Annotated in this window: 12 protein-coding genes and 1 riboswitch; of the genes, 9 read left to right on the top strand and 3 right to left on the bottom strand. The window is 68.4% G+C overall.

Annotated features, from left to right (window positions below):
* The gene (locus CVA01_RS09150) at window positions 1-441 is read right to left on the bottom strand and encodes a VOC family protein (RefSeq protein WP_141330217.1); all 441 of its coding nucleotides are present in this window, start codon (window positions 439-441) and stop codon (window positions 1-3) included.
* 84 nt (window positions 442-525) lie between these two features.
* On the bottom strand, window positions 526-840 hold the full coding sequence (locus tag CVA01_RS09155; protein WP_014010248.1) for a DMT family transporter: 315 nt from the start codon (window positions 838-840) through the stop codon (window positions 526-528).
* A gap of 14 nt (window positions 841-854) precedes the next feature.
* A riboswitch (guanidine-III (ykkC-III) riboswitch) is annotated at window positions 855-917 on the bottom strand.
* Between the two features lie 97 nt (window positions 918-1,014).
* Here CVA01_RS09155 and CVA01_RS09160 point away from each other — a divergent pair.
* Window positions 1,015-2,517 (top strand): alanine/glycine:cation symporter family protein, encoded by a 1,503-nt coding sequence (locus CVA01_RS09160; protein ID WP_141330219.1) that lies wholly within the window; start codon window positions 1,015-1,017, stop codon window positions 2,515-2,517.
* A 24-nt stretch (window positions 2,518-2,541) separates the two neighbouring features.
* Here CVA01_RS09160 and CVA01_RS09165 read toward each other — a convergent pair whose 3' ends face one another.
* On the bottom strand, window positions 2,542-2,928 hold the full coding sequence (locus CVA01_RS09165; protein ID WP_041630621.1) for an avidin-fold protein: 387 nt from the start codon (window positions 2,926-2,928) through the stop codon (window positions 2,542-2,544).
* A 12-nt stretch (window positions 2,929-2,940) separates the two neighbouring features.
* Here CVA01_RS09165 and CVA01_RS09170 point away from each other — a divergent pair, with 12 nt between their 5' ends.
* The 8 genes from CVA01_RS09170 to CVA01_RS09205 all read left to right on the top strand — a co-directional run bounded on the left by CVA01_RS09170 (window position 2,941) and on the right by CVA01_RS09205 (window position 15,937).
* Window positions 2,941-3,597 (top strand): GyrI-like domain-containing protein, encoded by a 657-nt coding sequence (locus tag CVA01_RS09170; protein WP_373862674.1) that lies wholly within the window; start codon window positions 2,941-2,943, stop codon window positions 3,595-3,597.
* A 40-nt stretch (window positions 3,598-3,637) separates the two neighbouring features.
* Entirely contained in the window at window positions 3,638-4,249 is a 612-nt protein-coding gene (locus CVA01_RS09175; RefSeq protein WP_141330223.1) for a GNAT family N-acetyltransferase, read from the top strand.
* A gap of 219 nt (window positions 4,250-4,468) precedes the next feature.
* Complete coding sequence (locus CVA01_RS09180) at window positions 4,469-4,843, top strand: VOC family protein (RefSeq protein WP_014010243.1); 375 nt, start codon at window positions 4,469-4,471, stop codon at window positions 4,841-4,843.
* Window positions 4,844-4,915: 72 nt separating this feature from the next.
* Window positions 4,916-5,221, top strand: a complete 306-nt coding sequence (locus CVA01_RS09185; protein ID WP_014010242.1) for an acylphosphatase — start codon at window positions 4,916-4,918, stop codon at window positions 5,219-5,221.
* 21 nt (window positions 5,222-5,242) lie between these two features.
* Window positions 5,243-8,785, top strand: coding sequence for a chromosome segregation protein SMC (smc, locus tag CVA01_RS09190; RefSeq protein ID WP_141330225.1), 3,543 nt, complete (start codon window positions 5,243-5,245; stop codon window positions 8,783-8,785).
* Window positions 8,786-8,796: 11 nt separating this feature from the next.
* Window positions 8,797-12,504, top strand: coding sequence for a hypothetical protein (locus CVA01_RS09195; protein ID WP_141330227.1), 3,708 nt, complete (start codon window positions 8,797-8,799; stop codon window positions 12,502-12,504).
* Window positions 12,505-12,755: 251 nt separating this feature from the next.
* On the top strand, window positions 12,756-14,321 hold the full coding sequence (gene ftsY, locus CVA01_RS09200) for a signal recognition particle-docking protein FtsY (protein WP_141330229.1): 1,566 nt from the start codon (window positions 12,756-12,758) through the stop codon (window positions 14,319-14,321).
* Window positions 14,322-14,578: 257 nt separating this feature from the next.
* Complete coding sequence (locus CVA01_RS09205) at window positions 14,579-15,937, top strand: ammonium transporter (RefSeq protein ID WP_014010238.1); 1,359 nt, start codon at window positions 14,579-14,581, stop codon at window positions 15,935-15,937.
* The last annotated feature ends 194 nt before the right edge of the window (window positions 15,938-16,131 follow it).

The raw sequence follows: 16,131 nt of genomic DNA on the forward strand, positions 1-16,131 counted from the left end.
TTAGTCGAAGAACACCGAGCCGTCGTCGGCGATGTGCCAGCCCGGGTTGTGGGCGATCTCCCAGATGACGCCGTTCGGGTCTGCCGCGTGGCCGTGGAAGACTCCGCCGAAGGCGCCCTCCTGTGCCGGCATGAGGATCGTTCCACCTGCCGCCTCGAATGCGGTGAGCGTTTCCGTGACACTGTCCCGGTCAGGCACATTGCGGGCCAGTGTGACGCCGCTGACGGCACTGCCACCGCCGCCCTCCCGGTCACGGAGAAGATCCTCGTCGAACTTCCCGGCATCGAACAGTCCGAGCAGCAGCCCCGGGGCGATCTGGAAGAAGATGATCTCGCCCGGCTCGTCATGTGCCATGGGCCATCCCAGCCCATCGTGGTAGAACCTCCGTGCCGCGTCGAGGTCGGGAGTTGCGAGCGTGAGGAAGTGCAGGCGTGGTTCCATGGACCGAGTCTGACAGGTGCCTGTCCCGGTGCCAACCACCCGGCGAATCTCTTCCGGGGCTCCGGCAGTGGTAGGAGGCGCCGGTCAGCTGACGAGCTTCAGCCCGATCACGCCGCCGATGATGACCGTGAGGAACAGGATCCGCAGTGCAGTGACCGGTTCTTCGCCGGTCGTCATCGCCCAGGCCACGGTGCACACTGCACCGACCGCCACCCATACCGCGTAGGCGGTGCCGGTCGGCAGATCCCGCATCGACCACGCGAGACCGCCCATGCTGACGACCAGTGCGGAGAAGAACACGACAGTCGGCCAGAGGCGGGAGAGTCCGTCGGAACGCCCGAGCGCGGTCGCCCAGACCGCCTCGAAGACACCGGAGACAACGAGAATGAACCATGACATGGCAGCCACGACCTTTCGTGGCCGTCTTGTCGTCGTCCGGGTACGGCTCCCTCGTCCGGCGGTGAACGTCACTGGTCACCGTCGCCTCCAGTACTAGCACACGGTAGCGGTGGACCCGACGAACAACGACGGCAGGGGAGCGGTCGCCCGTCCTTTGCCGTAGTGTCGCTCGACATGACGGATTTCATCACCTCACTCAATGACTCCTATTGGGGAGTTGTCGTCTGGATTCTCGTCGCTGCCGGTGTCTACTTCGGCATTCGCACGATAGTGGTCCAGATCCGGCTTCTGCCCCATATGTTCGGTGCGGTGACGGAACCACCGTCCCAGGACGACGACGTCCTGGCGCAGGGTGCGGCAGCCCATGCCGGGGAGAAAGGCACCAAGGCCCCGGACAAGAGCATCTCCCCGTTCAAGGCGTTCACGATCTCAGCGGCGTCCCGCGTCGGTACCGGCAATGTCGCCGGCGTGGCTGTCGCGATCACCCTCGGTGGCCCGGGCGCGGTGTTCTGGATGTGGATGATCGCCATCCTCGGCGGAGCCACCGCCTTCATCGAGGCGACGCTGGCCCAGCTCTACAAGACCCGTGACTACGCCGCCAACGCCTACCGCGGTGGCCCGGCGTACTACATGACCCGCGGCCTCAACGCGAAGTGGCTGGCGGTGATCTTCGGCGTGGTCATCACGATCACCTTCGGGTTCATCAACAACGCCCTGCAGACGAACTCTATCGTCAGCTCCGTCGCCACCTCGGTCGAAAGCGACACCACCACGATGAAGGTCGTCATCGGTGTCGCCGTCGCCCTGCTCACCGCGATGATCGTCTTCGGTGGTGTCCAGCGCATCGCGTCCTTCACCCAGATCCTCGTGCCGTTCATGGCGATCGCCTACATCCTGCTCGGACTGCTGGTGATCGGGATGAACATCTCCGAGATCCCCGCTGTCATCGGCGACATCATCGGCGGTGCCCTCGGATTCAAGGAGTTCGCCGGCGCGACTGTCGGCGCCGCGTTCATGAACGGCATGCGCCGTGGTCTGTTCTCCAATGAGGCCGGTCAGGGGTCCGCCCCGAACGCCGCCGGTACGGCCGCAGCGTCCCACCCCTGCAAGCAGGGCCTGGTGCAGACCCTCGGTGTCTACTTCGACACCCTCATCGTCTGCTCGGTGACCGCGTTCATCATCCTGCTGTCCAACCCGACCTTCGGCACCGATGTCGAGGGGGCGAAGCTGACACAGGATTCGATGGCGGCACAGGTCGGTGACTGGGGCACCCACGCGGTGACCCTGATCCTGTTCTTCCTCGCCTTCTCCTCGGTCATCGGCAACTACTACCTCGCGCAGTCCAACGTGGAGTACTTCACGAAGAACCCGGTGGTCATGCTCGTCTTCCGGTCGCTGGTGGTTATCTGTGTCTTCCTCGGGGCGATCGTCGACGTGCCGGTGATCTGGGCGCTGGCGGACACCGGAGCGGCGACGATGGTCGTGCTCAACCTCTGTGCGCTGATCCCGCTGTGCCCGGTGGTGCTCAAACTGCTGCGGAACTACAGCCTCCAGAAGAGGGAGGGCATCGACCCGGTGTTCCGCCGGTCCATGATCCCCGGCCTGAAGAATGTCGAGTGCTGGGACGACAAGGACGATTCCTTCGAGGCCGTGGGAACGGTCGGACTGCGCATCTGAGCAGGGCAATTCTCGGGGCCGTTGTCAGGGCAGCGTGCAGGTCCCTGCGGTGGTGACCGCACTGAGCTCCTCGACGACACTGGTGCCGGAGCCCTCCCGGGACTCCCAGGTCCAGGTCTCGAGCAGCCGGAATCTCCCTGCGGCGTCCACCGTGACTTCGGAGGTGCAGCGTCCGGACGCCGTCTCGCCGTCGGTGTTGAGGTGGCTGTAGCGGAAGCTCAGCGTGTCGCCGGTCCGGGTGCCGACGAGGAATCCCCGGCGGACCTCGCCACCGGCGTACTCCGCCCAGATCTCGCCGTCGGCCTCGCGGTAGTGGAAGATGGTCGCGGGGCCGACTTCACCACCCTCGGCCCGGGCGGCAGCGGCGAAGCGGCGGTCATCAAGTGAGGGGAGGGGACTGGTGTTCTGCACGGGCACCACGGTATCCGGTGGCCCGCCTACTGTGGCGGATATGACGGAGCCGGAGAAGACAGACCTGAAAAGGCCGGCGCCTACCGCGCCAGACGCGGACAGTTCCGCGCCCTCACCGTGCCGCCGAGCCGCTATCTCATGGTGGACGGTCACGGCGACCCGAACACCGACCCGAGTTACGCGGCAGCCCTGGCCGCGCTCTACCCCGTGGCGTACGCCCTCAAGTTCGCGAGCAAAGCATCCGGACACGACTACGTGGTGCCGCCGCTGGAGGGACTGTGGTGGGCAGAGCACATGGCGTCCTTCACGGACGCACGGGACAAGTCTGTCTGGGACTGGACGATGATGCTGGCGGTGCCGGACTGGCTGGGGGAACATGACGTCACTGCTGCGGTGGCGGCTGTGAGGGCGAAGAAGACACCACCTGCCCGACTCGACGACGTCCACGTCAGCGTTCTCGACGAGGGGCTCTGCGTCCAGACCCTCCGCATCGGCCCGTTTGACGCGGAAGGGCCGGTACTGGAGGAGATGCATAGTGAGTTCATCCCGGCGCAGGGACTGGAGATGGTCGGACGCCACCACGAGATCTATCTCGGCGATCCGCGTCGGGCGGCACCGGAGAAGCTCCGCACAATCCTGCGGCAGCCGGTGCGCCCGGCCGGAGAGTGACCCCCGGTGACCGCGGTCGACACGGCGCATACTGGAAACCATGAGCACCGACAGGGCCGAAAACTCCGACAGCACTGTCGAGGTCCGTCCAGCGGTGGTCTTCGAGGACGTCGCCACGCTCGTCGGGCCCAAGAGGTCACCGACGGCGAACGTGTGCTTCTGCCTGACCTACCGGCTGCGGAACAAGGAACCCAACGCCCTGCACGGCACGGCACGGGGTGAGAAGATGCGTGAGCTGTGCACCCTAGACCCGCCTCCCGGGGTAGTCGCCTACCAGGATGGCGAGCCGGTCGGCTGGGCTGCGGTGCATCCCCGGGTGGCGACGAGCTTCGCGGTCAACCGGAGGATCCCGCACCTCGACGATCTGGCGGTGTGGTCGCTGTGGTGTGTGCGGGTGCGTCCCGGCCACCGGAAGCAGGGCATCACCGGAAAACTCATCGACGGGGCGGTGGAGCATGCCCGGGCGAACGGCGCACCGGCGGTGGAAGCGTACCCGGTAGACAATGGTGGCGAGAGGGTGGACATGACCATGGCCTATGTCGGGACACGGCACATGTTCGAGAAGACAGGGTTCACCGTGGTGGCGGAGACAGACTCGGTGCTCGACGGGTTTCCACGGGTCCTCATGCGCCGGAACCTGCGCAGGCATTGAGCAGGCATTGAGCACGCATTGAGCAGACATTTAGCAGACATTGACGGAGTGGAAGGACGCGGGTAGCTTGCCCACCGTGATGACCAGTCAGGCCCGACGCGGCCGCTCCCGGAAAGATGTACTGGTCGTGTCCTGATCCGCGGACCTCCTTGTCCTTGCGTACCTCCAATGAACACAGAGAACACAGAGAACACAGAGAACGCAGAAACAAGGAGAATCATGACCGCACGTTTCAACCACACGATCATCGCCTCGAAGATCTCCGCCGACATGGCGGTGTTCTACATCGACATTCTCGAGGCCGCCCCCGCAGAGTCGTGGGGGATCTTCACCAATGTCACGATCGGTGACGGGGTGATGCTTCAGTTCGCTGAGGTGACGTGGGAGTACTCCCCGCAGCACTACGCGTATCTCGTCGATGACGGTCATTTCGACCGTGCCCTCCGCACGCTGCGTGAGAGGAGTATCGAGTTCTGGGCCGGCCCACAGCGTCAGCAGCCCGGTGAGATCAACCACGGTCACGACGGCCGGGGTGTCTATTTCCTGGACCCCTCCGGCCACTATCTGGAGCTGATCACCCACCCGTACCTCTGACGGTGCGGGACCGGTGTCCTGGGTCCCCACGCCCGGACGCTGCACCTGGACTGCTGCACCTAGACTGGGTCCATGAGCGACACCGAACCGGCCGACCTCGCCGCGTCCCCCGTCCGCCTCACCGCGTGGGTCCACGGGCACGTCCAGGGCGTCGGCTTCCGCTGGGCGACCCGGACGAAAGCGCTGGACTTCGGGCTGGTCGGTTTCGCGTCGAACTACCCGGACGGTCGCGTCCTCGTTGTCGCCGAAGGACGCGAGGACGCCACGGACGCCCTGCTCGCCTGGCTGCGTTCCGGGGACACACCGGGCCGCGTGGACACCGTGGTGGACTCCGTGACCGGCCCGCGAGGCGGGTACGATGGCTTCGATACCCGCTAGCCGAAAGGCCCCTGCCACCCGATGCACCTGAAGTCACTGACCCTCAAAGGGTTCAAGTCCTTCGCCTCGGCGACGACCCTGAAGTTCGAGCCGGGGATCTGTGGCGTCGTCGGGCCCAACGGCTCCGGCAAGTCCAACGTCGTCGACGCACTGGCCTGGGTGATGGGGGAGCAGGGCGCGAAGACCCTGCGTGGCGGCAAGATGGAGGACGTCATCTTCGCCGGCGCCGGCGAACGCAAAGCCCTCGGCCGTGCCGAGGTCACGCTGACCATCGACAACTCCGACGGCGCGCTGCCCATCGACTACTCCGAGGTCTCCGTCACCCGGCGGATGTTCCGCGACGGGGCGTCCGAGTACGAGATCAACGGGGCGAAGGCCCGTCTGATGGACATCCAGGAGCTGCTCTCGGACTCCGGCATCGGTCGCGAGATGCACGTCATCGTCGGTCAGGGGCGCCTCTCCCAGATCCTCGAATCCCGGCCCGAGGAGCGCCGTGCCTACATCGAGGAGGCCGCCGGCGTCCTCAAACACCGACGACGCAAGGAGAAGGCGCAGCGCAAGCTCGTCTCCATGCAGGGCAACCTGGACCGGCTCCACGACCTCACCGACGAGCTCGCCAAGCAGCTCAAGCCACTGGCCCGGCAGGCCGAGGCCGCACAGAAGGCAGAACGGGTCCAGGCCACGATCCGCGACAACCGGCTGCTGCTCGCCGCCGACAAGGTCCGTCGGCTCACCGACCAGCTCACCGAAGCAGACGCCGAACTCTCTGTCCTCACCGCCGACACCGACGCGGTGCGTGTCGACCTGGAGGAGTACTCCGGGGAACTCGCCGTCACCGAGGAGGAACTGCGCACCGCCCTGGAGGACGCCGAATCCGCCCGGACGCTGTGGTTCACCCTGTCGACCATCGCGGAGAAGAATGCCGCGACCCTGCGCATCGCCGCCGACCGTGCCTCCGAATCCGGTATGTCGGACACCTGGACCGGCACCGACCCCGATGACCTGATCGCCCGCGCCGAGGCCGCCGAGGAGGAGCAGGCCACACTCGACGAAGAGGTGGAGATCGCCACCGAGCGGCTCAGTGAGGTCCGCGAGGAGGTCGAGGACCGGGCGGAGGCCGCCCGCGAGGCAGAGCACGAGCATCTCGCCCAGGTCCGCGCCATCGCCGACCGTCGGGAAGGCATCGTGCGCCTGCTCGCCCAGCAGGACGCCCTGGAACAGCGCCGCTCCGCGCTCGACAACGAGATCGGCCGACTCGAGCAGACCGTCGCGGAGCACCGCGAGTCCATGGAGGAGACCACCGGCGCCGAGGTCGCGGAGGCGGTCGAGGCACTCGACGAGATCAAGGCTGCAGGGGAGGGGCTGGCAGAGGCAGCGACCCGGGCCGCCGAGGAGTCCACCGGTGCCGAGACCCGCGTCACCGAACTGCGGAAGACGGAGCGTGAGCTGGAGAAGAAGCTCGCCACCCTGGACGCCCGCATCGACGGCTGGCGCGACCGGCTGCGTCCCACCGACGGAGGGGCGGTGGCGGTGAAGACCGCGAAGCAGCTCGGTCACGCCGAACCACGACCCCTGGCAGGACTGGTCACCGTCAACCACGGCTGGGCCACCGCCGTCGCCGCCGTACTGCCCGAGGGGTTGGTCGGCTCCGCGGACAAGGAGGCCGTCGCCGCCGTCGTCGCCGCCCTGGTGGACGCCGGGGAGGGGCGCACCACCCTGGTCCGAGGCAGCAGCAGTGGGGAGGGGACGGACGGGTCCACCTGGCGGCTCGACTCCCAGGCGCCGGCGGACGTCTCCGGGGCGACCTGGCTGCTCGACCACCTCGACATCGCCGCCGAGGTCGTCACCCCGGTGACCTCACTGCTCGTCGATGTCGTCGCGGTGGACTCGGTGGACGCCGGACGCGCCGTCGTCACCGCCGACCCCCGGCTGCGGGCGGTGACGAAAGACGGCGTCCTGCTCGGCACCGGCTGGATCGCCGCAGGCTCCGGTGGGGCCACCCCGGTCGAACTGTCGACCCGTATCGCCGAGGCCACCGGTGAGGTCGAGAACCTGCGCAACGAACTCAGTGACCTGCAGGCCTCGCTGCATGGCGCGGAACAGACCGCCGAGGAACTCCGCACCGCCGCCGCTTCCGCCAAGGCCGCCGTCCGCGACCATGAGGGACGCCTCGCCGCGGCGAAACGTCGGGCCGAGGCGTCCTCCCGGGCCGCGGAACAGGCCGGACGACTGCTCGCCCGGGCCACTGCCGACCGTGACGAGGCTGAACAGCGACGAGAGAAGCTCGCCGCAGAAGCGGACGAGGTCGCCGACCGGCTCTCCCGGGTCGACTCCGAGGAGACCGGCGAGGAACCCTCCACCGTCGAACGGGACTCCACCGCCCAGGCGCTGACCCAGACCCGTGCCATGGAGATGGAGGCGCGGCTGGCACTGCGCACCGCCGAGGAGCGCGCCGGGTCCCACCGCGGCCGGGCCGAGGGGCTGCGCCGGCAGGCCCGCCAGGAGGCGTCCGCCCGTGAACAATTCGAGCGCGCGGCGGCAAGACGCCGGGCGGCAAGGGAGCGTGCCGGAGTGGTCCGCGCCCAGGCGCAGCGCGTCGACCTGCGGCTGAAGGATGCGCTGAACCGGGCGGCGGAATCCCGCACCCGGACCGCGGAAGCACACCGGCAGTGGCAGGAGACCCTCACACGGAATAAGGACAAGGTCAACACCTTGACCCTGCGGCTCAACCACCTCACCGACAAGTCCCACCAGGCCGAGATCGCCCGCTCCCAGGCGCAGCTGCGCATCGAGCAGGCCCTCGAGCAGGCCATGGACCAGCTCGGCATGGCCGCACCCCAGCTCCTCGCCGAGGCGCCCGGTGAGGACTTCGACCGGGAGACCGCGGCGAAGGAACTCGCCGCCGCAGAGAAGTCATTGCGCAACCTCGGCAAGGTCAACCCCCTGGCCCTCGAGGAGTTCGCCGCCCTGGAGGAACGCCACCGTTTCCTCGCCACCCAGCTCGACGACGTGGAGCGTGCCCGCGCCGACCTGGAGGACGTCATCCGGGACGTGGACTCCACCATCCTCCAGCTGTTCACCGACGCGTGGGCGGACGTCGAGGCGGAGTTCCCGCGGGTCTTCGACACCCTTTTCCCGGGTGGCGCCGGACGCCTGATCCTCACCGACCCCTCCGACATGCTCACCACCGGTATCGAGGTCGAGGCCCGTCCGCCGGGGAAAAAGGTCAAGCGGCTGTCGCTGCTGTCCGGTGGCGAGAAGTCACTGACGGCCCTGGCACTGCTGGTGGCGATCTTCCGCGCCCGGCCCAGCCCGTTCTACGTCATGGACGAGGTCGAGGCCGCGCTCGACGACGTGAACCTGCGTCGGCTCATCGCCCTGTTCCTCGAGCTCAGGCGTGATTCCCAGCTCATCGTCATCACCCACCAGAAGCCGACGATGGACATCGCCAACGTGCTCTACGGCGTGACGATGCGCGGCGACGGAGTGACCCGCGTCATCTCCCAGCGCATGCACCCGATGGAGGCCGTGCCCGATGACGCGGTGGTCGCGGAGACCCCTTAGAATAGGTCGTCGTGAGTGCACCGAGCCCAATTGCAGACCTGTCCGATTCCCTTCTTGCCTGGGCCTCGAGCACCGAGGTGGATCTCGCCCGTCGCCTGGGCGAACTTCCCGGTGACCCCGCCATCTTCGTCCGCCTCGACATCAACGGTGACGAACTCGAACGGCTCACCACCTTCTACGGCACCTTCCTGTCCCGGCAGATCGCCGCGGGCGGGGATGAGGCGGCACTGCTGGCCACCTGCCCGGCACTGACCGCCTGCACCCTCCTGTTCCGTGCGGCACGGCTGAACACCGTCGCCGAGCTCTCCGCCGAGTTCTGGTCCGGCCTCGGCCTGGAACCCACCCCGGAGCGCATCGCCCTCGTCGGCCCCGACACCTACGCCGACCTGCTCACCGCCGCCGGCCTCGACCCGGTGGACATCGCCGCGACCGGCTCCGACGGTGAGACCGGGCGACTGTTCGCCCACGTCGGCCTGGCCACCGACTGGATCCCCGAGCTCATCGAGCTCATCGACACCCGACGCCTCGACGGCGCCGCCGAGGAGGACGCGGACGCCGAGGCCGCCGCCGTGGCCTCCGTCCTGGCGACCGAATCACTGCAGGCCGGCCCGATGTGTGCGGTGCTGCCCGCGCTGGCCGCCGACCTCATCGCCCCGGTCGTGCGCGTCGTCCGCTACGTCGCCGAGCACCCCGGCCACTGGCGGCACGGCCTGGAGTCCGGCGCCGTCAGCGCCACCGACGGCGTCCCCCCGCTGATCCTCGAAGACGTCATCGAGGAACTCTCCGAGCGCCCCGCGGGCACCACCGCCCGACGTCACCGTGTCGGTGTCGGTTCCCGTGAGGATCAGCCGCGTCTGGCCCTCGACCTGGCCCGTCAGCGCACCGTGCTGCGTCTGCCCGAGGTCCCGCTCGACGAGGACGGTGACGGGGAGGTCCGTTGGCACGTCGACATCGAGGGCCGCCCGACCGGTTTCCGTACCCGTCGCGCCGACGTCCCGGGCAGTGCCGTCACCGGCATCCTCGATATCCCGGTGCGTCGCCCGGTCCGCGAGATCGGCGTCCGCGACCTCACCCACGACGACGCCTGGGTGGTCAACGGTGTCGACGAGACTGACCCGGTGCTCGTCTTCACCCGTCGTGGCAAGGACCTCACCGACCGGGTGTCCCTGCACCATGACCGCGTCCTCGTCGTCTGCCCAGCGGACGCCACCGCCGTCGACGCCGTCCGTGACGAGCCGCTGCCGGTGATCGCCGAGCGTCCCGTCAAGGCGTGGGACGGCTGGGTGATCCGCGACATCGACCTGGCGGACGCCGTCTCCCTGCACATCGACCGCCCCGGAGTGGCGCGTCCTGCGATGGGGAAGATCCGTTGTGTCGATCCGCGTCAGCGCGTCGTCTTCCATGAACCCGACGAGCCTGCCCCCGGCGTGCGGTCCCTCGGTGGACTGCCGGTGCACACCGAGAGCCTGCAGGCCGTGTTCCCGCCGACCGTCTCGGGCGCCCCGGAGATCTGGTTCCTGTCGGTGAGCTCCTGGGCCGGCCCCGACGAGACCGGTGAAGAGGTCACCGAGGAGGAGCCGCTGGAGGTGCCCGCCGAGGGCGGCCTGTTCGATGTCTTCGACCCGGAGGCCTACGACACCCCCTGGGTGGGCGAGTACCTGGTCCGCATGCGCGGCCCGCGCAACGAGTCCTTCCGCCACGAGTACGCCATCGTCGAGGGACTCCACGTCGAGGCTCCCGAGTCGCCGCGCCTGGCCCGACTCACCGGCCTGTCGCCGGTGACCGTGACCTTCCGCGGCGGCGACAAGCCGCTGATCATCGCCCGCTCCGTCGATCTGGGGCCGGAGGAGAAGCAGGTCCAGGTCATCGCCGAGACCGACGCCGGCGACGCCCTGCCGCTGGTCGTCGAACCGCCACGGCTGCGCTACCAGCTGCCGCTCATCGGCGAGGACCCGATGTGGCGTACCGAGTCCGTGGTGATCTCCGCGGACGCCGTGGACACCGCCACCCGGTTCCGGATCCGCCCCGGCCTGCCGGTCGAGAAGCCGGTGCTGGTCATCCGTGACCACCACGGTGCCCCGGTGCGCACCCTGCGTCTCGGCACTGTCGACGCGGTGACCTGGTCCATCTCCCTCAAACCACTGGCCGGGTCGCTGGCGATGCTCCGCGAAGGCTCCTGTGAGCTGGAGTTCATCGCCGACGGCCGGAAGCACTCGGTGCGTCTGGCGTCCTTCACCCCCTCGGTGGAGCGGACCGCCGAGCTCGTCGACGGCGTGCTGACGGTGACCCCTGCGCCGGTCGCCCCGGCCGACCGGCCCGTCGGCGCGTGGGTGTGGCAGCTTACCGCACCGTGGCAGTCCGCGGTCACCGTCATGTTCGCCGACGGTGGCGCGACGGCCACGGTGCCGGCGGAGTTCTGCGACGCCGGCCCGCTGAAGGCACAGCTGTTCGCCGGTGACCGGTTCAGTAGCCTGCACGCCCCGGCGACGCCCGGGCCCTCGGCGATCCGTGTCGAGGCGCCCGGTTACGCGCGTCCCGACGAGGACGGTCCGTGGACCCGCCTGTCCGCCTTCCTCGCCGGCGAGTCCGATGAGGCGCCCGACGACATCGACGTGCTCACCACCCTGTGGGACGTGCTGGCCGGCTGGCTGTCCGGTGGTGCACCGGACGCCGCAGGCGAGTCCATGCGCGCGGCCCTGTCCCGCCACCCGCGGGAGTCACTGCGGGCGATGTCCCGTTCACTGGTTCCCTCCACCGACCGGCCGGCGCAGTTCATCCTCTCCGGCCTGGTCCACGCGCCGCTGCGCACCGACGAGGCTGACCCGAACCCGGGTGTCGCCTGGATCGCAGCCCTGGAGATCCTCGGTGAGCTCGCGGCCACCGACGACGAGGACACCGCCGCGCGACGTGAGATCGGCCAGCGGCTGACCACCGTCGGTGGTGCCGAACTGGCACGCACCGTGGAATCCGGACGCGACGCGACCCTGGAGACCTCCTGCATCGACGCGACGACCGTGCAGATCGCCCAGCTCTCCCCGGAGCAGCAGGAGGCGGTGCTCGGCGCGTTCTTCGCCGGCTCGAAGCTGGTGCCCGGTGCACTGTCGGAGGAGAACTCGCGGCTCATCGCGGTCTTCGAGACCTTCCGTCAGCGTGAGGAGCTCAATGAGATCCTCGCCGATCCGGAGCTGCTGCGCGTCGCGCTGACGCTGCTGCGTCGGATCCGTCAGACCAACCGACAGCTGTTCACCTCGGCGCGGGTGCGTTTCGACAAGCTGGACAACGTCGACACCGACAACCCCGCCAACCGCTGGGCCCTGGCCCCGGTCATCAGCATGATCCTGGCGATGGCCGCGCGGCTGCGCGCCCACGGCCGACTGGGTGCGCCCGGCCAGCTGACCTCGGCGTACGCCGGGTGGGCGCAGCTGGCGCGAATCGTCCCGGACCTCATCACCGGTGACCTCGTCGCCGCTGACGCCATGGTGCTCGGCGTCTTCGGACCGGACGATGCGGAGTCCGATGCGTCGGACGAGGTGGACGCTGCGGAGGATGCAGCGGATTCCGGGTCGCCGCTGAGCGCCGCTGATGTGGTGGATGCCGCTGCAACGCCGGGTGACGACGCCGGTGAGACTGCTCCCGCCGGACGCGTCGCGCGCCAGCCGCGTGGTCCGCGTCAGCCCCGCACCCCGCGGGAGCCGAGGACGCCGCGCGGTCGGGCCTGATTCACTGAGGGCCTGCGGGGTAGGACTGCAGGGTGGGACTGGAGGGCGGGACTGGAGGGCGGGAGCGACGGGGCGGCGTCATGAGTTCCGCCCTGGCGTCATGGGAAACTCGCGCAAAAGGCCGTTGAACCGGGATTTTCTCATGACGCCAGAGAAGAAGTCATGACGCACCGGGCTCAGGTGCTGTGAGTGGCCTGCCAGTGTGGGGGTGCTGTGGCCGGGTGGGGGCGTGTTCTGATTCACTGGGGGACATGAACTCGGTCACCTGGATCATCATCGCCGTTGTCGCGGTCCTCGTCATCATCGCGCTGCTCGTCATGCTCGGGCTGCGCAGGGGGAAGACCAAGCAGGTCTCCTTCGAGAAGAAGGAGGAGCTGGAGCAGAAGAAGCCGACCTCGGGGGACTACGAGGCCAGGGGAGGATTCAATTTCAGCGCCGGTACCGCCACCGGGCTCGCCGATGAGGCACAGAGGATCGCGGAGGGGAAGGCCCCGGCGAAGGAGCCGGTGAAGGAGCAGGTCGAGAAGCCGGCTGATAAGCCGGTGGAGGAGCCCGAGGTCGTCGAGCCGACCCCGGAGCCGGAGCCTGAGGTTGAACCCGCGCCCGAGGTCACTCCGGAACCTGAATCCGCTCCCGAGCCGGAAGCAGAGCCGGAGACTGTTGCGCCCGAGGTCTCCCCGGAGCCCGAGGCCACCGAGCCTGAGCCGGAGGCAGTTGAACCGGAAGCGGAGCCGGAAACCGCTGAGCCGACCCCGGAACCGGAGGTCGTTGAGCCCGAGCCCGAGGTGGCTGAGCCCGAGGTGGTTGAGCCTGAGGCGGCTGAGCCGGAGTCGGAGGCCGAACCCGAGCCCGCAACTGAGCCCGAATCCGCCGTTGCCGCCCCGGTCGAGGAGATCGCCCCCGTCGAAGGTCGCCTCGGCCGACTGCGCGGCAGCCTGTCCAAGTCGCAGAACGTCATCGGACGCGGCGTCCTCGGCATTCTCTCCGCCGGCGACCTGGATGAGGACGCCTGGGAGGAGATCGAGGACACGCTGATCATGGCGGACCTCGGTACCAAGACCACTGTCGCCGTCGTCGAGAAGCTGCGCGACCGGATCGCCACCGAGGGTGTCGAGAACGAGGCCCAGGCCCGCGCGATGCTGCGTGAGTGCCTTATCGAGGCCGCCCGCCCCGAACTCGACCGCTCCATCCACGCCATGCCCTACAACGGCAAGCCCGCCGTCATCATGGTCGTCGGCGTCAACGGCACCGGCAAGACCACCACGACCGGCAAGCTGTCCCGCGTCCTCGTCGGCATGGGGCACAGCGTCCTGCTGGGTGCGGCCGACACCTTCCGCGCCGCCGCCGCAGACCAGCTCGAGACCTGGGGACGCCGGGTCGGTGCCGAGACGGTCCGAGGCAAGGAAGGCGCGGACCCGGCGTCCGTCGCCTTCGACGCCGTCGCGAAGGGCGTCGAGGAGGGGGTCGACGTCGTGGTCGTCGACACCGCAGGTCGCCTGCACACCTCCGTCGGCCTCATGGACCAGCTCGGCAAGGTCAAGCGCGTCGTCGAGAAGAAGGCCAAGGTCGACGAGGTCATCCTCGTGCTCGACGCCACCGTCGGACAGAACGGCCTGATGCAGGCCCGCACCTTCCGCGACGTCGTCGACATCTCCGGTGTCGCCCTGACCAAGCTCGACGGCTCCGCCAAGGGCGGCATCGTCTTCCAGGTCCAGGAGGAACTCGGCGTCCCCGTGAAGCTCGTCGGGCTGGGGGAGGGTGCGGACGATCTCGCACCCTTCGAGGTCGAGAGCTTCGTGGACGCGCTGCTGGGGTAGCCGTCCCGGGTAGTGGCAGGCCCGGGTAGTGGCAGGCCCGGGTGGTGGCAGGCCCGGGTAGTGGCAGGCGCTGACAGGCGCTGATGTCAGATGTGTGACCGAGGTCGCCGTTGCAGGAAATGATCCTGTAACGGCGGCCTCGTCTCATTTCACGTGTGCGAAATCTCCAGGGTCTGACCCGTGAAACATGGCTGCACTTGACTGTCTCCTGTGGCCGGTAGCCGACGCCGGCGCTAACAATCCCGAGGAGATGGACAATGACCCCAGAGGAAATGGTGACCGCCACCGGTGACTCTGCCTGGATGCTGATGAGTGCAGCTCTCGTGCTGCTCATGACACCGGCGCTCGCGCTGTTCTACGGCGGCATGTCCCGCCAGAAGTCCGCGATCAACATGATGATGATGTCCTTCGGCACACTGGGCCTGGTGGGCGTGATCTACGTTCTGTGGGGCTGGTCGATGTCCTACGGCTCTGAGTCCGTGGGCGGCTGGTTCGCCAACCCCTTCGAGTTCTTCGGACTGAAGGACTCCATCACCGATGACGCCGGTAACTACATCGCCGGCGCCAACGGTTACGCGAATGTCATCGACATCGGATTCCAGCTGACCTTCGCGGTGATCACCGTGGCGATCATCTCGGGCTCCCTGGCCAACCGCGTGAAGTTCTCCACCTGGATGGTCTTCGCCGGCATCTGGGTCACCCTGGCCTACTTCCCCCTGGCCCACATGGTCTGGGGCGGCGGCTTCCTGTCCGGCTCCGAGGACGGCATCGCCGCGATGATGTTCGGCAGCACCGACGGTGAGGCGAACATCGCCCCGATCGACTTCGCCGGCGGTACGGTCGTCCACATCAACGCCGGTATGGCAGCCCTGATCCTCGCCCTGATCATCGGCCGCTCCCGCTCATTCATGAAGTCGGACGCCCGTCCGCACAACCTCCCGCTGGTCATGCTCGGCGCTGCCCTGCTGTGGTTCGGCTGGTTCGGTTTCAACGGTGGTTCCGCCTTCGGCGCCAACGGGGACGCCGGCCTGGCCTGGCTCAACACCACCGTCGCCACCTGTGCCGCGATGCTCGGCTGGCTCCTGGTCGAGCAGCTGCGCGACAAGCACGTCACCTCCCTGGGCGCGGCGTCCGGTGTCGTCGCCGGTCTGGTCGCGGTCACCCCGGCCGCCGGCAACCTCACCCCGGTCACCGCGATCATCCTCGGTGCCGTCGGTGGTGCCCTCTCCGCCGTGGGTGTCGGCCTGAAGTACAAGTTCAAGTTCGACGACTCCCTCGACGTTGTCGGCGTCCACCTCGTCGCCGGCCTGTGGGGCACCGTCGGTGTCGGCCTGCTGGCCACCGACGACGGCCTGCTCACCGGTGGTGGCGGAGACGGCTTCAAGCTGTTCATCGTCCAGATCGTCATCGCCGTGGTCGCCCTGGTGTACACCGCGATCGTCACCGGTATCATCGGCATCCTCCTGAAGAAGACCATGGGCTGGCGTATCTCCGGCAACGACGAGGTCGCAGGTATCGACGCTGTCCTGCACTCCGAGTCCGCCTACTCCGACGACGGTGATCTCACCGCCCTGGAGGCCGAGCAGGACGCTGCGGGCGTCGCCACGAAGGGCTGACCGTACCAGGTCACGGGGACCTGACCGCACGAGGTCGAGCAGGGATCGCGGGAACATCGATGTTCCCACGATCCCTGCTCGACGTCGTGCGCCCTGTGTCCGCTGTGTCCGCTGTGTCCGCTGTGTCCGCCGGGTCCGCGGCATCCTGCGGCACCCCTCCGAATGTGCCGACCCGCCGCTACCGGGTACTGTGG

Origin of the sequence: Corynebacterium variabile, assembly GCF_006539825.1 — a bacterium.
In the GTDB taxonomy this organism is placed as follows: Bacteria; Actinomycetota; Actinomycetes; order Mycobacteriales; family Mycobacteriaceae; genus Corynebacterium; species Corynebacterium variabile.